Source organism: Streptomyces sp. NPDC005898, assembly GCF_040629635.1.
GTDB lineage: Bacteria > Actinomycetota > Actinomycetes > Streptomycetales > Streptomycetaceae > Streptomyces.
Map to the genome: position 1 here is coordinate 204398 of NZ_JBEXWC010000008.1, position 19643 is coordinate 224040.

A 19643-nucleotide genomic window follows, 5' to 3' on the forward strand; every position below is an offset into this window, starting at 1 on the left:
CCCGCAGCCGCGCCGGCCGACGCCCTTCCCTTGGACGAAGAAAACGCTAGGAGAAACCCATGACCGACCTCGGGGTCGACTACGAGTACCTCTACACGATCAAAAAGGATCTCGGAACGGTCCGCAAGGAGTTCAAGGGGTGCTCCGGGCACCAGGAGGACATGCGGAACGAGTACGGGTCCTCGTATGTCGCCGGCGCCATGGACGAGTTCACCTCGAACTGGGACGACCACCGCAAGGAACTGCTCGGGAACATCGAGAAGGTCGGGAAACTGGTCGAGCAGTCGATCGAGAACTTCGAGAAGCTCGACAAGGAACTGGCCGAGGCCAACAAGCGCAAGAAGAAGAAGTAGCAAGGCCGCAGCGAACAGGCCGCGCGTACTCAGCGGCACAGCACAGAGCACTTGGCACAGAGCACAGTGCACCGAGCAAGGGAGAACTCACGTGGCCGGCCGTCCCGTCGACTGGTCCCCGCTCGCCGAATCCGACCCGACCCCGGGCGACCCGGTCGCGGTCCGTGCGGAGGCGAAGCGGCTCTCGGACATCGCGGAAACCCTGTCCCGGCAGGTGAAGAAACTTCGCCGGCTCGGTGACGACGACAACATCAAGGGCGAGTACGCGAAGGGCCTGAAGGAGGAGTCCGACGAACTCGCCGGACGCTTCGACAAGACAAAGGGCCGGTACGAGAAGGTGTCGGGCCACCTGAACACCTGGGCCAGAGAACTGGAACACGCCCAGGGACTCGCGGTGAAGGCACGTGACAAGGCGCAGGCCGACGAGAAGGACGAAGAGGCGGTCAAAGAGGCGAAGAAGCAGCTGGAAAAGGCTACCTCCCACTTCCATGAGCACGCGTTGACGGCCCGCAGAAACATTCTCGATGCCATCGACGACGCGGTGGAGGACAGCGCCTGGGACGATCTGGTGGGCTGGGCCAAAGAGCACGCCGAGGGATTCAAGCTGTTTCTCGACATCCTCAGCTGGATCGGAACAGCTCTGGCCATTGCCGCGATCTTCATACCAGGTCTCAATCTCATCGTCATCGGCATCGGTGTCGCGGTCGTCCTCGGCCGCATGCTGCTGGTGGCGGCGGGCAAGGCCACCTGGATGGACGTCGCGTTCGACGCCTTCGGGCTGCTCACCATGGGGATCGGTCGTGGTGCCATGGCCGGGCTCAAGGCCGCGAGCAAGACGACACGCGCGGCTTCCACCGTGCAGAGGGTCACCAAGCTCAAGCAGGGCCTCGCGGGCACCAAATCCCTGCGCAACCAGTTGGCCAATCGTCTGGCGGGCGCGACCGACGACGCGACGAAGGCGGCCATCCGGCAGGAGATGACGGCGCTGCGCAAGGGAATCGCCGGACGCGCGGGCAGGGTGGCCGACGAGATGCCGCCTCCCGGCAAGTGGTCGCAGGCGGTACACCTCGGGGACAGCGAACTCGCCGCTCTGCGCAAGGGGATCAGCCAGAACAAGCGGCTCTTCGGCGAGGGAATCTCGCCCGGTGCCAAGGTGGGCGGAAACGTCGCCTATGGCACCGCCGTGGGATCGACGTACGCCGGTACGGCGGTCGACTGGGGCGACAAACTGCTCGGTGACAATGACTCATTGAACGCCGTGAGCGACGGGCTCGGCGTTCCGCACAAGCCCAGTTGGGGCGCCTACAACGACTTCAAGGGCAACAACGGCGTGACGCAGGCCCAGTCCGCCTGGTGAGGCGGGCGTCCGATCAGGACATGACGTACAGACGCAGGAGCCAGGCACATGGTGCACAACGGACCGGCCGGATCCGCCGGCGACCTCTCGCCCGCGGACCGGAAGGTGATCAGAAACGCGCGGATCGCCGTCGTGACTCCGCTCGCGTTTCTCATCGTCGCCATCACCGGTGGAGTGCTCATCAACTCCGGCGCTCTTCCGAAAGCGCTCAGCGGTGTCTTTCGCGTACCGGCCCAGATCCTGCCGTTGCTGGCGGTCGCGGCCCTGTCCGCCGGAGTCGTCGCGCTGCACAGGCGTGGCGGGTGGCGCAATGAATTCGCCCTCTATTTCGCCGGCGGTGGACTCGCTCAGCTGGCACCGTTGTTTCTGCTGATGCACCACCATCCCGTCGTACTCGTCAGTCCTCTCCTGCCCGGCGCCCTCACGCTCGGGTACGGAGTGCTCAACCGAAGGAACCGCCGCGATGCCGTCGGCTGACACCAAGAACGCAGTCGGATACACCCTCGTCATACCGCCGGGGTGGACGCGGGTCCCCCTGAGAGAAGGAACCCAGGAAGCGGTCAAGAGGATCGTCGACGACGCCGCCGAGCGGGTTGCCCCGGAGCTGCCCAAGGACAAGGTGGCGGAGGCGCGCATGGAGCTGTACCGGCGGCTGAACTCCTCGGTGAAGGAAGCGCGGCACCGCGATGGGGTGGACCTCTATCTGCCGACGGAACCCATGCACGGTTACCTCGTCGCCGCATCCATCGTCGTGGCCAAGGTCGACACCGCCCTGGGCGGGGGGATCGGCAGACAGGATGTGCTGAGACAACTGCTCACCGGTTCGGAGGACTCGGAGCCGGCGGAGCTGGACGGATCGGCGGGGATGCGCAAGGAGCGCACGATGCCCGCCGACCCCGAGAAGGGCGCCGAGACGCCGTCCCGGCACGTCGACTACGTCGTACAGGTGCCGTCGTCCGGCGAGGACGCGGGGTGGCTGGTCGTCAACTTCAGCACGGTCGGGGACGGCGATCCCGACAGCGATTTCACCGCGATCCTCGTCGAGCTCTTCGACGCCGTCATGACCACGTTCCGCTGGAGGACCCAGTGACCGTCACCTTCTCTCTCGACACGGACAGCGACGCCACCGTCTGGCCCGCCATGCCCCTTCTGGGGGAGGGGTGGGGCGCCGCGCGCGAGCGCAAGAAGTGGGCGCGGCGCACCTCGGAGCTGCTCTGGGGACTGGTCGACGACGAGCCGGTCGACAAGAAGCAGGTCAAGATGCTGGCCTTCGAGCTCGAATCCGCAGCCGAGCTGATTCCCCGGACGGTGCCGGCGCACCAGATCTTCCTCTACGTCCCGGACCCGCGACGGGAGTTCCTCACCTTCCTCGTCCACGCGGGCCCGAGCGAGGGTGACGTCGACGTGACATTGGACGAACTGGTCCAAAGGCACGAGCCGGGTGCCGCCCAGGACCCCGAGGTCATCGACTTCGACACGGAGCGCCTGGGGCGCGGCAAGCGTTCGATCCGCTACTTCGTCGCCGCCAAGGCCGAAGCGATGTGTGTGTCGGTCAACTACGCCTGGCGCATCGAGTCGCTGGGCATCGACGTGATCGTGAGAACGCTCGGCGAGGACATCGGCTGGATCACTTCGAACATCGACGAGTTCGACGACTTCGCGCGGAGCCTGTTCGTCAACCTCGACACCTGATCCGTCCTACTCCCAGTGCAGCGTTCCCGCGACCGTGTCGAACAGTTCGACCATCCGCGGCGCCAGTCCCGCCAGGGGCGTGGAGAAGGTGAGGCTCAGCCACTGCTCACTCGCGGGGATGGGCACGTGGTACGTCACCGTCGTCGTCGCCAGCGTGTTGCCCATCTGGTTCTCCGGGTCGGCGGCTTCGGTCTTCTCCGTCCGCACGGCGTCACCCGCGGCGTCCAGCCTTCTCACGTGAGCCGGATGCCCCGTGTCCACGAGTCTGCGGGCCAGGTCGTGTGCCGTGGCGCAGCCGGGCCAGCCGTCGGCGAGCAGGCTCACGAGCAGTGACGACGCCAGCGGCAGGCCCTCGACGGTCAGCAGCGAGATGTACAGCTCGACGCCGCCCTCGCGGTAGGCCGCCTTGGCCTGCTTCTGCAGGTCCCGCATCAGCCGTTCTTTGAGGACGGGCGCGTTGTCGATGCCCGCGAACTGCCGGTTGGCCAAGGCGGCGATACCGCGGTCCCGCTCGTCGGGGTCGAGGTGCAGTTGGAACCAGCCGTCGGGAACGAGGATCGTGTAGTCACTGGGAGGTGTCTCCCATGCGGTCCGGATGGGCATGTCAGCTCTCGGTGGAGGATTCGATGGCGGTGTCCGTGGCGGGTTCGGCGGGGACCGCCAGGAGGCGCATGGTCGGCATGAGGCGGTCCACGAGGTCGGTCAATTCGTCTGTCCGCTCAAAATTCAGCCACCTTGCCTCCACGACGAAGATCTCCTCCTGCCCAGCCGGCCAGACCGCGTACCGGAGGACCTCGCTGAGTTTCTTGCCCCACCCGAAGCGGCGCTTCTCGGCCAGCACTGCCTGGATGCGGATCGCCGGGCCGAGCGGCAGTTCGACGTCGAAGACCTGTGCTTCGCCCTTGACCTCGGCGTACGACCACTTCACCAGGTGAGGCAGATACTCCTGTGGCGAGGGCCGCCGGACGTCGTCCTCTCCGTGTACGAAGACCGACAGCTCGGCGAGCAGGATGCCGCCCTCCGTGTACGCCACGGTCGTCAGGACCGGGCCCGACTCGAACGCGTCCAGGGCGAGCTGCTCCAGCTCCTCCCGCAGCGCGGACCTGCTGACACCGAGCTGGAGTGGATTGAACTGCTCCACCAGGCCCGAAGCCACCCGTCGGGCCTCTGCCCGGGTGCCTTCATGGAGGGTGAGGGGCAGCCACCCGTCGTCGAAATCGAAATCGACGACGTGGTCCTCTTCCAAGCCGGGTGAGTTCTCCGCCGGATCGGTCTCTTCTTCGTTCATCAGCTCACCTCGTCAATGAGAAGGCCACCAGCGGTTATTCCACTGCCGGCAACGTTCAGCGCTGTCGCTCGGCTCGACAGTTTGTTCACCGCGTACCCGTCACCCATGCTCTTGCCCAGGTGCTTCAATTCCTTGAGATCCGACGCCACGGCGGCATCCGACAAGGACACGGACTTGATACCGCCCTTGATCAGGCTCCCGTTTCCACGGTCCCGCAGCACCTGTGCCGACTCACGGTAACCGCCCTTGAACGCGTCCTTCCAGGTCGATCCCTTGAAGAGCTCGGTGACCGGCTCGCGGACCGACTTCGAGATGTCACCCTTCTGCAAGCCCTTGATGTGCCCGGCTTCACGGTTGAACTTGTGGCGGTTGCGCTTGTTCTGCCTGGGCGTTTGCTTACCGCCCTTGGCGGTCCTCAGGCGCCCCAGCAGCCCCTTGGCATACCGGCCGCTCACCTTGGACATCGCCTTGCCCGCCCCCATCATCAGCAGCCCCACCGCCGCCGTGGCCAGCGCTGTCCACGACTCGTCACCCATGCCGACCTGGATCGCCGTGCAGGCGATATTGACGAGCGTGGCGACCATGGAGATGGCACCCAGCAGACCTGCGAGACCTTGGCCGATCACGGGGATCCAGCCGACCGCGAGAGCCGCGATGCCGGCCCACTTGGAAATTTTCTCGGTCCAGTCCGCCACGAACTTCACCACATCGGCGAAGTCGTCCCAGAAGCCGTCCTTGAGAGCGTCGTGAGAGATGACTTCGTCGATCGCCTCGCGCGCCTTGCGAGCCGCCTCGTCGCGGATGCTCTGCGCTTTCCGGAGCTTCTCCCGGGCCGCCTCCAAGGACTTCCCGGCGGCTTCCGCCCGGTCCTCCAGTTTCTCCTTCTGGGTCTTGCCGCCCCCTTTGGGGCCGTCATCCTTCCCGGATTTTCTGGGCAGGCCGTCAAGGCCTTTCTCCGCGGCGCTCTTGTCGGCCTCGGCCTCCTGCGCCTCGCGCCGAGCGATCTCCGCTATCCGCTGAGCGCGATGGAGTTCCGTGGCATAGCTGCCGGGCGGGGCAGCGGCGTTCGCCTCATAGCCGGGACCGTGGTCCACGATCCGGTCGCCGACCGCGTCGGCCACCGTCTTGTAGCGCTTGTGTGCGGCTTCCAGGCGGCCGCGGCACTTCTTGGCCTTCTCACGGAAGCTTTTCCCGGCGTCACTGTCCCAGGACTCCACCTCGGACGCCGCCTTGAGGTGGCGTACCTGCCGTTCCAACTCATCGGCGGTCTTGCGCAGCTTGCGGCCCAGTTGTTCCAGACGATCGGGATCGCCCGGCACCGGGTCCTGGTGCGCCAGCGGCTGCCAGTCCGTGGGGCGCGCGGCGCCCATCAGGACCTCTTCCTCCTGTCGGCTTCGCGAAGAGCCTTCGCCAGTTCGCTGTCGATCTTCTCGTACGTCTTCGCGGCACCCTTCGCGATCTCGGCCAGGCTCTTGATCTCCTCGCCCAGTTCCTCGCGGTGACTCTCCCAGTTCTCCACGAAGTCCCCGAACTGCCAGGCGAGATCATGCTCGCCGAAGTCGTCCCCGTACTGGCCCTTCAGCTTCCCCAGGCCGTCGAAAGCGTCCTTGATCCGTCCGAGGCCGAGGCCCATCTCACGGATGACGTCCAGATCGTCGATCCTCGTGTACTCACCCATCGGGCGCCCCCTTCGTCCATCGTGCCGCCCACGCCATCGGGAGCAACGAAAACGGGGGGACGGTCGGCACTGCCCGTCCCCCCGTTTCCGAAGCGTTCACGCCCCGCCGCTACTTCCGCGCGGCCTTGCCCAGCTCGTCGTCGATCTGCTCGTACTTGTCGGCCGCGTTGGTCAGGTAGTCGCCCATGCCGTCCAGGCCCTCGAGGGTCTTCTTCGCGCCCTCGACGAACTCGTCGAAGTTCTCGTCGAACGCCTTCGAGGCGCTCTTGGTGACGAAGCCCGTCTCGACGAGGTGCTTGATGTACTTCTTCAGGCCGTCCAGCTTCTCGGTGAGCTTGTCCTTCTCCTTGACCACGTGCTTGGCCGCGTCACGCATGTCCTGATATGTGACATCAAGGTCCTTGGCCATGTGGCTCTCTCCTCATCAACTCGCCCCAGGGCCAACCCCCGTGGCTCCCGTTGAGCGGATGGTGTGATCGTCCGCTCTTGGGCCAGCAGCTTACGGGTGGGGCGCAGGGGAGCCCAGTCCGGTCGAGTCACAGGTCTGCCATGACCGCGCGTGCCGTTGGGCGGTGGGACCGTGCCCGGGCCGTTGCCCGAGGGAACGGTGGAGCGGATATCGTCGGGCCCGTTGTCCAGCTCCGGGGAGGACCGTCGTGCGCCTGACTCTGACCGTCGTCGATCCGTTCGGCGGGGACTTTGCCGACGTGGTCCTCGACGCCGATCCCGAGTCCACCGTGCGGGACATCGCGGTGGAACTGGGCCGGCAGGTCGGCCGCGGCGGCGCGCAGATCATCCCGATCGGACAGGGCCCGCACTCCCCCGCCGGCAACGCCCCGACGATCTACGTGGACGGGTACGCCGTCGATCCCGGCGCCACCGTCGTGACCTCACCGCTGCGCGAGGGCGCCGTCGTCAGCCTCCACGACCCCGCCGGCTGCCTGCCCGGCGAGCCCGCCGGACTCGTCGAGCTGCGCGTGGCCGGCGGGCCCTCGGCCGGCTCCGTGCACCGGCTCGGCATAGGGCGCTACGACATCGGCAGCGGCCCCGCGTCCTCCCTGCGCGTCGACGACCCGGAACTGCCCGCCCGCGCCCTGACGTTGTCAGTTGCAACCGACGGCACCTGCCAGGTCACCCTGCACGGCGAGGAGAAGGACAAGGAGGGCGTCACCCTCGACGGCGCCCCCTTCGGCGAAGAGAAGGAGGAGCCGGAACCCGACCCGGACGACGCCCTCGACCCCTCCTTGACCGAGCGGGAGAAGGACAAGCGGCACAAGCGGCGGGAGAAGGCGCGGCGCAAGCAGGTGAAGGCTCGCGCCCGGCAGGAGAAGGGGAGAGCGAAGGGGGGCGGGGGTGGTCGGGTCGACACCGTGCGGTGGCCCCTCGGCGCCCAGCTCGCCCTCGGCAACACCCTGCTGGAACTCACCCGGTACTCCCCTCCCGACGCCGCCCTCAAGTGGTCCGAGGACGGGGCGGGCCTCGACTACAACCGGCCCCCGCGCCTGCGCCCGCCCGAGCGGCAGACCACCTTCCGGCTGCCGAGCCCGCCCCGGGAGTTCGAGGCGCGGCCGCTGCCCTGGCTGATGGCGCTGTTCCCGCTGGTCGGTGCCGTCATCGCCGCGATGATCTTCAATCGTTGGTACTACCTGATCATGGCGGGGCTCAGCCCGATCATGCTCTTCGGCAACTACTTCATGGACAAGAAGCACGGGCGCAAGTCCCATGCCAAGCAGGTCAGGGAGTACAAGGAGACCAAGGCCCGGATCGAGAAGGACGCCCAGGACGCCCTGGTCGCCGAGCGGATGGACCGGCGCCACGCCATCCCCGACCCGGCGGCCGTCCTCGCGCTCGGCACCGGCCCCCGCACCCGGCTGTGGGAGCGGCGGCGGACCGACGCCGACCATCTGCTGATCCGGGTCGGCACCGGCCGGCTGCCCTCCGAGGTCGTCCTCGACGACCCCGAGCAGGACGACCACCGCCGCCAGGTGACCTGGCACATAGAGGACGCGCCCGTCGCGCTCCCCCTGAAGGGCCTCGGCGTCATCGGCATCGCCGGACCCGGCGACAGCGCGACCGCGCTCGGCCGCTGGGCCGTCGCGCAGGCCGCGACGCTGCACAGCCCGATGGACGTGCAGTTCTACGTCCTGACCGAGAACTCCGCCCGGCAGAGCTGGGACTGGGTGCGCTGGCTGCCGCACGCGCGGCCCTCGGGCGGCCAGGACATCAACGTACTCATCGGCACGGACGCGGAGACCGTCGGCGCCCGCATCGGTGAGCTGACCCAGATCCTCGACGCGCGGACCAAGGCCGTGGAGGACAACAAGAGCCAGGGCGCCGCCTTCTCCGACCCGGACATCGTGGTGGTCTGGGACGGCTCACGGCGCCTGCGCTCCCTCCCCGGCGTCGTGCGCCTGCTGCGCGAGGGCCCGGCCGTGCACATGTACGCGCTCTGCCTCGACACCGAGGAACGGTTTCTGCCCGGCGAGTGCCAGGCCTTCGTCGTCGCCGAGCCGAAGCCCCGCGAACCGGACGAGGCCGCGCGCCGGCCCGCCGGGCCGCGGCCGGGCGGGCTGCCCCGACCGCCCGTCGCGGGCGGCTTCCCCTCGTTCCAGGCCTGGCACCGGAGCGATCCCGACCCCGTCGGCGGCGACGACGGGCCGCGGGAGCTGCGGCTGCGCGTGGAGATGACCGGCGCCGAGCGCCTGAAGGACGTACGCCCCGACTTCGTCTCGCCCTCCTGGTGTCTGCGCCTGGCGCGGGCCGTCTCGCCGCTGCGGGACATCAGCGGCGAGAGCGAGGACTCCGCGCTGCCGGCGTCGAGCCGCCTTTTGGACGTGCTCCAGCTGGAACCGCCGACGCCCGGCGCGATCATGGCCCGCTGGCAGGCGGGCGGGCAGTCGACGATGGCGGTCATCGGTGAGTCGTACGACGGTCCGTTCGGCATCGACATGCGCAAGGACGGGCCGCACGGCCTGATCGCCGGTACCACCGGTTCCGGTAAGTCGGAGCTGCTCCAGACGATCGTCGCCGCCCTGGCCGTGGCCAACACGCCCGAGAACATGACCTTCGTCCTCGTGGACTACAAGGGCGGGTCGGCCTTCAAGGACTGTGTGAAGCTGCCGCACACCGTCGGCATGGTCACCGACCTCGACGCGCACCTCGTGGAGCGCGCCCTGGAGTCGCTGGGCGCCGAGCTGAAGCGGCGCGAGCACATCCTCGCCGACGCCGACGCCAAGGACATCGAGGACTACCAGGACCTCGTGCGGCGCGACCCCTCGCACGCGCCCGTGCCCCGGCTCCTCATCGTCATCGACGAGTTCGCCTCCATGGTCCGCGACCTGCCCGACTTCGTCACCGGGCTCGTGAACATCGCCCAGCGGGGCCGCTCGCTCGGCATCCACCTGCTGCTCGCCACGCAGCGGCCCTCCGGCGTCGTCTCCCCGGAGATCCGCGCCAACACCAACCTGCGCATCGCGCTGCGCGTGACCGACGGCGGCGAGTCCAGCGACGTCATCGACTCCCCCGAGGCCGGGCACATCTCCAAGAACACCCCCGGGCGGGCCTACGTGCGTCTCGGGCACGCCTCGCTCGTGCCCTTCCAGTCCGGGCGCGTCGGTGGCCGCCGCCCCGGCGCCGCCGACCCGACGGTGCTCGCGCCCTGGGTCGACGCGCTGGACTGGTCGGCGCTCGGCCGTGCCTCGCTGGTGAAGCCGAAGGCCGAGGCGCGCGAGGAGGAGGAGATCACGGACCTGAAGGTCCTGGTCGACACCGTCATCGAGGCCAACCGGACCCTCGGCATCCCCGCCCAGCACAGCCCCTGGCTGCCCGCGCTCGCCGACAAGCTGCTCCTGGACGAGATCCCGGTGCCCGCGCCCCGCACCGCCCCCGGCGCCCTCGCGCCCGCCGCGTACGGCATCGAGGACCTGCCCGCCGACCAGGCGCGCCGCGCGGTCGTCGTGGACTTCGCGACCTTCGGCCACCTGATGATCGGCGGTGCCCCGCGCTCGGGCCGCTCGCAGGTGCTGCGGACGATCGCGGGCTCCCTGGCGCGCACGCACTCCAGCGCGGACGTCCATCTGTACGGCATCGACTGCGGCAACGGCGCGCTCAACGCCCTGACGCGGCTGCCGCACTGCGGTGCCGTCGTGGGCCGCAACCAGACCGAGCGGGTCGTGCGCCTCGTCGGTCGACTCAAGGGCGAACTGTCGCGCCGCCAGGACCTGTTGGCCGACGAGGGCTATGCCGACATCGGTGAGCAGCGCGCCGACGCCGCCGAGGACGAGCGCCTGCCGCACCTCGTCGTGCTCCTCGACCGCTGGGAGGGCTGGCTGCCCACCCTCGGCGAGATCGACCACGGGTCGCTCACGGACGAGATCACCACGATCATGCGGGAGGGCGCGAGCGTCGGCATCCACATGGTGATGACGGGCGACCGGCAGATCCTGGTGGGCCGCATCTCCTCGCTCACCGAGGACAAGTACGGCCTGCGCCTCGCGGACCGCTCCGACTTCTCGATGCTCGGCATCCCCGCGCGCAAGGTGCCCGAGGAGATCGCGCCGGGCCGCGCCTTCCGCAACGAGTCGGGTACGGAGACGCAGTTCGCGCTGCTCAGCGACGACGTCACCGGTCAGGGGCAGGCCGCCGCGCTCGCCGCGATCGGGGAGCGGGCCGCGGCGCGCGACGCCGACGTGCCGCGCCACCGCAGGCCGTTCCGGGTGGACACGCTGCCGAGCCGCATCTCCTTCGAGGAGGCGTGGGAGCTGCGCGACCCGCAGGCCTCGCGCTCCAAGCTGTGGGCGCTGGTGGGCATCGGCGGCGACGAGGTCATGGGCCACGGCCCCGACCTGGCGCAGGGCGTGCCCGCGTTCGTCATCGCGGGTCCCGCCAAGTCGGGCCGCTCCACGGTGCTGCTCAACATGGCGCGTTCGTTCCGCGCCCAGGGCGCCCGGCTGGTGATCGCCGCCCCGCGCCAGTCGCCGCTGCGTCAGCTGGAGGGCCAGGACGGCGTCCTGAAGGTGTTCACCGGCGACGACATAGGCGAGGACGAGTTCGAGGAGCTGATCGACGCGGCGGACGCGTCCCCGGAGGACCCCGTCGCCGTCCTGGTGGACGACGCCGAGATCCTGGAGGACGCGGACGCCGCGAGCCAGTTCAAGCGGATCATCCAGCGCGGCACCGACCTGGGTCTCGCGCTGGTCCTCGCCGGTGACGAGGAGGACGTGTGCAGCGGCTTCTCGGGCTGGCAGGTCGACGCGAAGAAGGGCCGCCGGGGCATCCTGCTCTCCCCGCAGGACAGTTCCAGCGGCGACCTCATCGGCCTGCGGATCTCCCGCAGCGTGGTCGGCGGCCCGGTGGCCCCGGGCAAGGGGATGCTGCACCTGGGCAACGGCGAACTGGCCACGCTGACCACGCCGTTGTAGGGGCGGGCGCCGGGCACGGTACCGGCGCCCGCGTCACCGCACCCGGGACAGCCGGGCCTTCGGGTCGCCGGCCGCCGGATCGTTGGACGTGTACACGAGGTCCTTGCCGTCGGGGCGCAGATACACGGTGTGGGTCGTCCGGGCACACTGGCCGCCGTTGCTCGCGACGCCCTTGCCCGTCGCCACGAGCTTCTTGGGCGAGGCCCCTGTCAGGGTGAGTACGTCGGTGCAGGTGTTGCCGATCGGGTCGCGCTGCACGACCTTGCCGACCCGCTGCCCCCGCTCCGCCCGGCGCAGGGTGACCTCGAAGGTGCCGAGGGGGATGGCACCCCCGCTCGCGGCCGCCTTACCGCGCCAGGTGCCGAGGTAGGCCGCGGGGACCTGGCCGGCGCCGTCCGTCGCCGTGGGGTGGGGCGCGCCGGTCGCCGCCGGGGGCTGACCGCTGCCGTCCCCCGCGCTCGTCGAGTCGTCGTCCTTCGGCAGCAGCCCCAGGAGGAACACCGAGCCCACCGTGACGGCGGCCATCGCCCCGGCCACGGCGAGGGCCACCGTGCAGCTCACCCTGCGGCCGCTGCCGCCCGGGCCCTCGGGGACGGAGGTCGCGGCCACCGACACGGACAGCTTGCCGGGCGCTCGGGTACCGGTGCCGGGCGCGGCGACGCCGCCCACGCTCGCGCCCGCGTCCGCGTACGAGGGGTGGGGCGGCCCGAACGTGCCGTCGACGGAAGGGGTGTCGAACGCCACCGGCCCGGACGGAGCGTCCACCGGTGCCGCGCCCGCGCCCGCCCCCGTGTCCAGGTCCAGCAGCCGCACCGCGCTGCGGCTCACCCGCTCCACCACGGGCCCCGGCAGCCATCCGGCCGCCACGAGCCGCGCGGCGCCCTCGGGGGCGAGGCGGCGGGCCAGCTCCGCCGGGGCGGGCCGCGCCGCCGGGTCCTTGGCGAGGCAGGCCGCCGCGAGGTCGCGCAGACCGCCGCTCAGCGCGCCCAGTTCCGGCTCCTCGTGGACGACCTTGTAGAGGAGCGCGGCCGACGAGTCGCCGGGGAAGGGCGACTCCCCCGTCGCCGCGTAGACCAGCACGGCCCCCAGCGAGAAGACGTCCGCCGCGCCCGTGACGCCCCGGCCGAGGATCTGCTCGGGCGCCATGTAGCCGGGCGAGCCGATGGAGGCGCCGGTGGCGGTGAGCGAGGCGGTGCCGTCCGTGGCGCGGGCGATGCCGAAGTCGATCAGGCGCGGCCCGTCGAGGGTGAGCAGCACGTTCGACGGCTTCACGTCGCGGTGCACGAGCCCGAGGGCGTGGACGTGGGCCAGCGCCTCGGCGAGGCCGGCGCCGAGGACGCGTACGCAGTGCGCGGGCAGCGGCGCGCCCTCCCTGACCGCCTCGGTGAGCGAGGGCCCCGCCGCGTACCCGGTGGCGACCCAGGGCACGGCCGCGTCGGGGTCCGCGTCCAGGACGGGTGCGGTCCATTCGCCGCCGACCCGCCGTGCGGCCGCGACCTCGCGGCGGAACCGGGCGCGGAACTCCTCGTCCAGCGCGTAGTGCGGGTGCACGATCTTGACGGCGACCGTGCGGCCGCCGTCGCTGCGGCCGAGGTAGACCCTTCCCATGCCGCCCGAGCCGAGCCGGCCGAGCAGCCGGTAGGGCCCGATCACGGCGGGTTCGTCGGCGTCGAGCGGTTGCATGAGCGTGGCCTCCCCCGGGCGCGCCCCCGGACATCCCGCGCGCCTCAGCACTGCGGATCAGCGTAGTCCCGAAGCGGCGGGGCAGCGGCTCCTGGCGCATTCCCCTCCGGGCCGGCGCGCATTGCCCGGCGGGGATGGGGCGCATTGCCCGGCGGGGCGGCGCGCATTGCCCGGCGGGGCGGGCGCTATTGCCGCCCGAACGGTGCTCCATTGCCTCCCGAACGGTCCCGCTTGCCCTCCCCCGGGCGGCAATGACCGGATTGGGCATTTACGCCCGTACGCAATCCGGGCGTCCGGTGCCATTCGGAACCGGGCCGTCGACGGCGATATCCCGGGGGCGGCCGGAAAGGGGGTACGGGTGCGGCGGACGGCCTGCCCGATAACGTATGGCCGATTCCTTTCGGTGTTCCTACGGCTTCAGCAGCTCCACCCGCACGTCCGCCGGGAATCCGGTCGTCGGGCCGACCCGGCGGGCGAACTCGGTGACGCCTTCCAGCTGCGCCTCGCCGAAGCGGAAGTCGAGCGTCGTGAAGTACCGCTCCAGGACCTCGGCGTCGAAGGCCTCCCAGCGGGCGGCCTGCTCGGCGACCTTCGTGACCTCGTCCAGGGAGAGGTCGCGGGAGGCGAGGAAGGCCTGGTGCACCGCGCGCACGACCTCCGGCTCGCGCTCGGCGTACTCGCGCCGCGCGGCCCAGACGGCGAAGACGAACGGCAGGCCCGTCCACTCCTTCCACATCGCGCCGAGGTCGTACACGTCGAGGCCGAGCCGCGGCCCGTCGATCAGGTTGGCGCGCAGCGCCGCGTCGCCGATGAGGACGGCGGCGTCCGCCTCCCGCATCATCAGGCCGAGGTCGGGCGGGCACGTGTAGTACTCGGGCCGCACGCCGTAGCGCTCGGCGAGCAGCAGCTGGGCGAGCCGCACGGAGGTGCGCGAGGTCGAACCGAGGGCCACGCGCGCCCCGTCGAGCCGGTCGAGCGGCACCTGCGAGACGATCACGCAGGACATGACGGGACCGTCGCAGCCGACCGCGAGGTCGGGGAAGGCGACGAGGTCGTCGGCGTTCTTCAGGAACTCGACGAGGGTGACCGGCGCGATGTCCAGCTCGCCCCGCACCAGCTGTTCGCTGAGCCGCTCGGGGGTGTCCTTCGTCAGCTCGAAGTCGAGGAGCGTGCCCGTCCGCGCCAGCCCCCAGTACAGGGGGACGCAGTTCAGGAACTGGATGTGGCCGACGCGCGGCCGAGGGGTGCGACGGGAGTCGGGCAGCTGTTCGGCGCCTGCCCCCGCGAAGGCGTCCAGGGGAGAATTGTCCACATCGGGGAGGCTAGCCCCCCATGCGGTACGGTGCGGGCGCCGGGTCCCCCGGGGACCCTGTCGGCCCCTCGCCGACCCCTCCGACAGCCCCTTTGTCAACCCCGTCGGGGGCCCTTCAAACCTCCGGGTGACGTGATCTTGCCCCCTATTGCATTCCCCTGCCTGCGTGCTAAGCTCGCCGCAAGTTGCAGTTTGGTTTCCCTTGCAGTACAGAGCCTGCGGAGCATGTAACTCCGTAGGCTCTCGTCGTTTTCAGACTTACGCAGTTGTTTTAACAATCGCTGGTTCTGGAGCAGGGCAACCCTTTGGCCCAAGGAGGGCTTATGGCTACCGGAACCGTGAAGTGGTTCAACGCTGAAAAGGGCTTTGGCTTCATTGCCCAGGAAGGCGGCGGCCCGGACGTCTTCGTCCACTACTCCGCGATCAACGCGAACGGCTTCCGCTCCCTTGAGGAGAACCAGGCCGTTTCCTTCGACGTGACGCAGGGCCCGAAGGGTCCGCAGGCGGAGAACGTCACCCCGATGTGATCGAACGCCCCGCGCGAGTGGGGCGTGCGATTCCTCCGGTGACTTGATCCGGACATGGATGCAGTACCCAAGGAGCCCTGCTCCTTCGCGCGAGCGGAGGAAGCGGGGCTCCTGCCTTTTCTCCCGTCACCCGGGCATCGGGCTTGCCCGGAGGCGCCGCGGCCGCCTAGGTGTGCTGCATGATCAGGACGAACGTGGTGCCCGGTACCAGCGCCCGGTACAGGTGCGGGACATCACCGCGGTATGACATGTAGTCCCCGGGGGACAGCTCCGCCGTGGCGTCGCGCGGGCCCGCGACGAGGCGCCCCGTGCTGACGACGAGGTGCTCCACGGAGCCCGGGATGTGCGGCTCCGACTCGCGCGCCGCGCCGGGCTCCATCGCCCCGTGGTAGATGTCGCGCCGCACGCCGTTCGGGCCCGGGGAGAGCAGGGTGCCCACGTACGGCGCGTTCTCGGCCCGCATGGAGGGCCCCTCCCCCGCACGGATCACCGTCACCGCCGGTACGGGCGACTCCACGAGCACGCTGAACGGCACCCCGAGCGCCACGGCCAGCGCCCAGATCGTCTCGATGCCGGGGTTGCCGGTGGCCGCCTCCAGCTGGGACAGGGTGGACTTCGCGATGCCGGCGCGCTTGGCCAGTTCGGACAGGGAGAGGCCGGCCCTCGCGCGCTCGCGGCGCAGCGCCGTCGCCACCCACTCGCGGGGCATGCGGGGCGGGGCCTCGCCCCGCTCACCGGCCCCGCTCGCCCCGCCTGCCTCGCCGGTCCGCTCAGTCATTGCTCGCCCCTCCACCTTCCGGGTCGACCAGCCACCACCCGATCGTTCGCTGTGGCGGACCAATCGTTCGCCTTGACGAACATACGTCTCTCCGCTCATCCTACGACGCATGCGTTCGCCACACCGAACAGAAGACCCTGCCGGGCGAACGGAGGACGGCCCGCCGGCCGCCTCCGGCCTCGTACGGCTCTCCGACCTGCCGCCCGGCGTGCTGCGCGACTGCGCCCTCGTCTGGCTCGCCGACGCCGTCGTCGGCGTCTCCTTCGGGGCGATCGCCGTCGCGGGCGGCCTTCCGCTGTGGGTGCCGGTGGTCATGTCGGTGCTCGTCTACGCGGGCTCCGCCCAGTTCAGCGCCGTCGGCATCCTCACCGCGGGCGGCGGGCCGGTGGCCGCGGCGGCGACCGGGCTGCTCCTCAACACCCGCAACGCGGCGTTCAGCCTCGCCATCGCCGAGGACCTCGGCCGCTCCTGGCCGGCGCGGCTCATCGGCGCCCACCTCATCACCGACGAGTCGGCCGCCTTCGTCCTCGCCCAGCGGGGGGCCCGGCAGCGCAGGGCCGCGTTCTGGATATTCGGCGTCGGCCTGTTCGTGGCGTGGAACCTCAGTGTGCTCGCGGGCGCCCTCGCGGGGGCGGCGCTCGGCGACACCGAGCGGTTCGGCCTCGACGCGGCGTTCCCCGCGGTGCTGCTCGCGCTGGTGCTGCCCGCGCTGCGCGCCGACGGTCCGGTGCGGCGGGCCACGGCGGCCGGCGCGGTCGTCGCCGTCGTCGCGGCGCCGCTGCTGCCCGCCGGGGTGCCGGTGCTGCTCGCCCTGCTCGGCCTGCTCGCGGCGCGCCGCGGACCCCGCCGCCGCCCGCGCGCCACCACCACCGCCCCCGGGAGCGACTCGTGAACGCCACGCTCGCCTGCGTCCTCGCCCTCGCCGCCGGGACGTACGTCCTGCGCCTGGCCGGGCCCGTCCTGCACGGGCGCGTCGAACTGCCCGCCCGGGTGCAGGAGTTGCTGGCAGTGGGCGCCACGGTCCTGCTCGTCGCGCTGCTCGCCACCGGGGCGCTCATGGACGGCGGCGACTTCGCCGGCTGGGCCAGGCCCGCCGGTGTGCTGGCCGCCGGGCTCCTCGCCTGGCGCAGGGCGCCGTTCGCCCTCGTCGTGGTGGGCGCGGCGGCGACGACGGCGCTGCTACGCCTCGCCGGGCTCTCCTGACCCGTACAACTCCTCCAGCACGTCCGTGTACCGCTCCGTGACCGCCTGCCTGCGCACCTTCAGGCTCGGGGTCAGCAGCCCGCTCTCGACCGTGAAGTCCTCGTCAAGCACGGCGAAGTCCCGGATGCGGGCAGGGCGCGAGACCGTGGCGTTGGCGGCGTCGACGGCTTCCTGGACCAGGGCGCGGACGCGCGGGTCGCGGGAGAGGGGCGTGGCCAGTTCCCTGCCCTCGCGGGCCGCCCAGCCGGTGACCTCCTCCGCGTCCAGGGTGATCAGGGCGACGGGGTGGGGGCGGCGGTCGCCGACCATGACGGCCCGGGAGACGAACGGCGAGGTCTGGAGCGCCAGTTCGCTCAGGGAGGGGGTGAGGTTCTTGCCCCCGGAGGTGATGATGAGGTCCTTCTTGCGGCCGGTGATCGTGAGGTAGCCGTCCTCGTCCAGGGCCCCCAAGTCGCCTGTGCGCAGCCACCCTTCGTCGTCCAGGGTCGCGCGCGTGGCCCGCGGGTCGTTGTGGTAGCCGGCGAAGACCATGGCGCCCCGGGCCAGGATCTCCCCGTCCGGCGCGATGCGCAGTTCGACGCCGTCGACCGGGCGGCCGACCGTGCCGTACCGCACGGCGCCGGGGTGGTTGAGGGTGAGGACCCCGGCCGACTCCGTCATCCCGTACCCCTCGTAGACCGCGATGCCGCAGGCCCGCAGGAAGTCGACGGTGTCCGGGGCGATGGGCGCGCCGCCGGTGAGCGCCCACCGGAGGCGGCCGCCGAGCGCCTGCCTGACCAGGCCGTACAGCTCCTTGTCGGCCGCCTCGTACGCGTCCCGGAGCTCGGGCGGCAGCGTGCCGTCGGCGGCCATGACCCCGATGCGGACGGCCTCCTCGAACCGCTCCCGGCCACCTTCTCGCGCCTGCGCGAGGGACAGCACGAAGGACCGCACCTTCTCGAAGAGCCGGGGCACGGACGGCAGGTGGGTGGGGCGCGCCTCCTGGAGTTCGGCGACGACGTCCTCGACGCGCCCGCCGAAGAACGTGAGGGTGCCGCCCTGGGCCAGCGTCGTGAACTCGATGAGCTGGGCGAGGAGATGGGCGAGCGGCAGATAGAGGTACGTCGAGTCCCCGGGCCCCCCGTCGACGAGCGGCACGGTGGCCCGCTGCACGGCCAGCAGATTGCCGTGCGTCAGCAGACACCCCTTGGGGAGCCCGGTGGTGCCGGACGTGTAGATGACGGTGGCCAGATCCCCGGCGGCGCGGCCCGCGGCCCGGGAGAGGAACACGTCGAGCGACGCGAGCGGGAGATCGCGGAGACGGGCGGGGGCTGACGGCGTGGGGCGCACGGGCACGGGACCGGTGCCTGCCCGGGGGCCGGCGGCCTCGGCTGCCGCTTCGGCGCCGGTGCCGCCCTGGGAGTCGACGGCTTCGGCGGCCACCTCGGTGCGGGTGGCTTCGGCGGCCGCTTCGGTGCCGGTGGCTTCGGCGGCCGCTTCGGTGCCGGTGGCCTCTGCGGCTCCCTCGGGGGTGGTGGCTTCGGCGGCTCCTTCGGGGGCGGTGGCCTCGGGCGCTCCCTCCGGGGCGGTCGCCTCGGCGGCTCCCCCGGTGCCGGCGGCTTCGAAGGCCGCTTCGGCGCCGGTGGCCTCTGCCGCCACTTCGGTGCCGGTCCCCTCGGCGGCTCCCTCGGGGACGGTCCCCTCGGCGGCTCCCTCGGGGACGGTCACCTCGGCAGCTCCCTCCGGGGCGGTCACCTCGGCAGCTCCCTCCGGGGCGGTCACCTCGGCAGCTCCCTCCGGGGCGGTCGCCTCGGGTGCTTCGGGCGCCTTTCCGGGCGCGGGAGCAGGCGCCGGTTCCGGGTCCTCCGTCAGGAGGACGACGTGCCGGACACCCGGCAGCCGTCCCTCCGCCCGCAGGCGGTCGATCTTCGCGGCCTGGGCGGGGTTCTCGCAGAGCACCGTCCCCGCGCCCGAGTCGCGCACGACCCACGCGGTCTCCTCGCCGCCCGCCGTCGGGTAGACGGGGACGACGACCGCGCCCGTCGCGAGCGCGCCGAAGTGGGCGTAGGTCCATTCGGGGCGCGTCTCGGCCAGGATCGCCACGCGGTCGTCGGGGCGGACGCCGAGGGCGATCAGGGCGCGGCCCGTCCGGCGGACGCGCTCCCGCAGCTCTACGTAGGAGAGGTCGGCCCACGCCCCGCCGCGCCGGAAGCGCAGGGCGGGCCCCTCGCCGTGCCGGTCGGCCGCCCACTCGGTCAACAGGGCCAGCGTCTGGGGGAGTTCCGCCGCCGCCACCGGTTCCTTCCGCGTCTGCCGCATGCGTACGACGCTAGGCGGCCCGCCCGGCGGGCGGGATGACGCGAAACGTCAACG

Annotated in this window: 18 protein-coding genes; 9 read left to right on the top strand and 9 right to left on the bottom strand. The window is 71.1% G+C overall.

All coding sequences use genetic code 11. The features are described 5' to 3' along the window. Positions 1-59: 59 nt before the first annotated feature. From ABZ385_RS14275 to ABZ385_RS14295, 5 genes are all read left to right on the top strand, one after another. Positions 60-353, top strand: coding sequence for a hypothetical protein (locus ABZ385_RS14275; protein WP_358911486.1), 294 nt, complete (start codon positions 60-62; stop codon positions 351-353). 91 nt (positions 354-444) lie between these two features. Continuing rightward, positions 445-1710: a putative T7SS-secreted protein gene (locus ABZ385_RS14280; protein ID WP_358911488.1), complete on the top strand. Its 1266-nt coding sequence runs from the start codon at positions 445-447 to the stop codon at positions 1708-1710. A 48-nt stretch (positions 1711-1758) separates the two neighbouring features. Continuing rightward, positions 1759-2187, top strand: a complete 429-nt coding sequence (locus tag ABZ385_RS14285) for a hypothetical protein (RefSeq protein ID WP_358911490.1) — start codon at positions 1759-1761, stop codon at positions 2185-2187. Next, a complete protein-coding gene (locus ABZ385_RS14290) occupies positions 2174-2800 on the top strand; it encodes a hypothetical protein (protein ID WP_358911492.1) in 627 nt (208 codons plus the stop codon). The genes ABZ385_RS14285 and ABZ385_RS14290 overlap by 14 nt, the downstream gene beginning before the upstream one ends. Next, the gene (locus tag ABZ385_RS14295) at positions 2797-3402 is read left to right on the top strand and encodes a hypothetical protein (protein ID WP_358911494.1); all 606 of its coding nucleotides are present in this window, start codon (positions 2797-2799) and stop codon (positions 3400-3402) included. Before ABZ385_RS14290 ends, ABZ385_RS14295 begins: the two co-directional genes overlap by 4 nt. Positions 3403-3408: 6 nt before the next feature. On the opposite strand, the gene ABZ385_RS14300 is transcribed toward ABZ385_RS14295, so the two are convergent. The 5 genes from ABZ385_RS14300 to ABZ385_RS14320 form a co-directional block, all read right to left on the bottom strand. Further along, positions 3409-4005 (bottom strand): hypothetical protein, encoded by a 597-nt coding sequence (locus tag ABZ385_RS14300; RefSeq protein ID WP_358911495.1) that lies wholly within the window; start codon positions 4003-4005, stop codon positions 3409-3411. Between the two features lies 1 nt (position 4006). Continuing rightward, positions 4007-4690, bottom strand: a complete 684-nt coding sequence (locus tag ABZ385_RS14305; RefSeq protein ID WP_358911497.1) for a hypothetical protein — start codon at positions 4688-4690, stop codon at positions 4007-4009. Then, positions 4690-6060 (bottom strand): hypothetical protein, encoded by a 1371-nt coding sequence (locus ABZ385_RS14310; RefSeq protein ID WP_358911499.1) that lies wholly within the window; start codon positions 6058-6060, stop codon positions 4690-4692. The genes ABZ385_RS14305 and ABZ385_RS14310 overlap by 1 nt, the downstream gene beginning before the upstream one ends. Then, the gene (locus tag ABZ385_RS14315) at positions 6060-6368 is read right to left on the bottom strand and encodes a hypothetical protein (RefSeq protein WP_358911501.1); all 309 of its coding nucleotides are present in this window, start codon (positions 6366-6368) and stop codon (positions 6060-6062) included. Before ABZ385_RS14315 ends, ABZ385_RS14310 begins: the two co-directional genes overlap by 1 nt. Positions 6369-6477: 109 nt before the next feature. After that, positions 6478-6777: a WXG100 family type VII secretion target gene (locus tag ABZ385_RS14320; protein WP_358577163.1), complete on the bottom strand. Its 300-nt coding sequence runs from the start codon at positions 6775-6777 to the stop codon at positions 6478-6480. Positions 6778-7024: 247 nt separating this feature from the next. Here ABZ385_RS14320 and ABZ385_RS14325 point away from each other — a divergent pair, with 247 nt between their 5' ends. After that, positions 7025-11788, top strand: coding sequence for an FtsK/SpoIIIE domain-containing protein (locus tag ABZ385_RS14325; protein ID WP_358911503.1), 4764 nt, complete (start codon positions 7025-7027; stop codon positions 11786-11788). Between the two features lie 33 nt (positions 11789-11821). On the opposite strand, the gene ABZ385_RS14330 is transcribed toward ABZ385_RS14325, so the two are convergent. Together ABZ385_RS14330 and ABZ385_RS14335 are read right to left on the bottom strand one after the other, a co-directional pair. Then, a complete protein-coding gene (locus ABZ385_RS14330; RefSeq protein ID WP_358911505.1) occupies positions 11822-13471 on the bottom strand; it encodes a serine/threonine-protein kinase in 1650 nt (549 codons plus the stop codon). Between the two features lie 409 nt (positions 13472-13880). Beyond that, positions 13881-14735 (bottom strand): menaquinone biosynthesis protein, encoded by an 855-nt coding sequence (locus tag ABZ385_RS14335; RefSeq protein ID WP_358581118.1) that lies wholly within the window; start codon positions 14733-14735, stop codon positions 13881-13883. A 371-nt stretch (positions 14736-15106) separates the two neighbouring features. On the opposite strand from ABZ385_RS14335, the gene ABZ385_RS14340 reads away from it, so the two are divergent. Then, the gene (locus ABZ385_RS14340; protein ID WP_006138897.1) at positions 15107-15310 is read left to right on the top strand and encodes a cold-shock protein; all 204 of its coding nucleotides are present in this window, start codon (positions 15107-15109) and stop codon (positions 15308-15310) included. 166 nt (positions 15311-15476) lie between these two features. Here ABZ385_RS14340 and ABZ385_RS14345 read toward each other — a convergent pair whose 3' ends face one another. After that, positions 15477-16019, bottom strand: a complete 543-nt coding sequence (locus ABZ385_RS14345; protein WP_358581116.1) for an XRE family transcriptional regulator — start codon at positions 16017-16019, stop codon at positions 15477-15479. 178 nt (positions 16020-16197) lie between these two features. On the opposite strand from ABZ385_RS14345, the gene ABZ385_RS14350 reads away from it, so the two are divergent. Together ABZ385_RS14350 and ABZ385_RS14355 are read left to right on the top strand one after the other, a co-directional pair. Further along, positions 16198-16980 (top strand): AzlC family ABC transporter permease, encoded by a 783-nt coding sequence (locus tag ABZ385_RS14350; RefSeq protein WP_358581108.1) that lies wholly within the window; start codon positions 16198-16200, stop codon positions 16978-16980. Then, a complete protein-coding gene (locus ABZ385_RS14355; protein ID WP_358581106.1) occupies positions 16977-17291 on the top strand; it encodes an AzlD domain-containing protein in 315 nt (104 codons plus the stop codon). Before ABZ385_RS14350 ends, ABZ385_RS14355 begins: the two co-directional genes overlap by 4 nt. Here ABZ385_RS14355 and ABZ385_RS14360 read toward each other — a convergent pair. Further along, positions 17268-19589: a long-chain fatty acid--CoA ligase gene (locus tag ABZ385_RS14360; protein WP_358911507.1), complete on the bottom strand. Its 2322-nt coding sequence runs from the start codon at positions 19587-19589 to the stop codon at positions 17268-17270. The genes ABZ385_RS14355 and ABZ385_RS14360 overlap by 24 nt on opposite strands. Positions 19590-19643: the final 54 nt, after the last annotated feature.

Excerpts from the sequence above, each read along its gene's own strand:
- ABZ385_RS14275 (WP_358911486.1), top strand. The coding sequence starts at position 60 with ATGACCGACCTCGGGGTCGACTACGAGTACCTCTACACGATCAAAAAG.
- ABZ385_RS14285 (WP_358911490.1), top strand. The coding sequence starts at position 1,759 with ATGGTGCACAACGGACCGGCCGGATCCGCCGGCGACCTCTCGCCCGCG.
- ABZ385_RS14290 (WP_358911492.1), top strand. The coding sequence starts at position 2,174 with ATGCCGTCGGCTGACACCAAGAACGCAGTCGGATACACCCTCGTCATA.
- ABZ385_RS14300 (WP_358911495.1), bottom strand. The coding sequence starts at position 4,005 with ATGCCCATCCGGACCGCATGGGAGACACCTCCCAGTGACTACACGATC.
- ABZ385_RS14305 (WP_358911497.1), bottom strand. The coding sequence starts at position 4,690 with ATGAACGAAGAAGAGACCGATCCGGCGGAGAACTCACCCGGCTTGGAA.
- ABZ385_RS14310 (WP_358911499.1), bottom strand. The coding sequence starts at position 6,060 with ATGGGCGCCGCGCGCCCCACGGACTGGCAGCCGCTGGCGCACCAGGAC.
- ABZ385_RS14315 (WP_358911501.1), bottom strand. The coding sequence starts at position 6,368 with ATGGGTGAGTACACGAGGATCGACGATCTGGACGTCATCCGTGAGATG.
- ABZ385_RS14320 (WP_358577163.1), bottom strand. The coding sequence starts at position 6,777 with ATGGCCAAGGACCTTGATGTCACATATCAGGACATGCGTGACGCGGCC.
- ABZ385_RS14330 (WP_358911505.1), bottom strand. The coding sequence starts at position 13,471 with ATGCAACCGCTCGACGCCGACGAACCCGCCGTGATCGGGCCCTACCGG.
- ABZ385_RS14340 (WP_006138897.1), top strand. The coding sequence starts at position 15,107 with ATGGCTACCGGAACCGTGAAGTGGTTCAACGCTGAAAAGGGCTTTGGC.
- ABZ385_RS14345 (WP_358581116.1), bottom strand. The coding sequence starts at position 16,019 with ATGCCCCGCGAGTGGGTGGCGACGGCGCTGCGCCGCGAGCGCGCGAGG.
- ABZ385_RS14350 (WP_358581108.1), top strand. The coding sequence starts at position 16,198 with ATGCGTTCGCCACACCGAACAGAAGACCCTGCCGGGCGAACGGAGGAC.
- ABZ385_RS14360 (WP_358911507.1), bottom strand. The coding sequence starts at position 19,589 with ATGCGGCAGACGCGGAAGGAACCGGTGGCGGCGGCGGAACTCCCCCAG.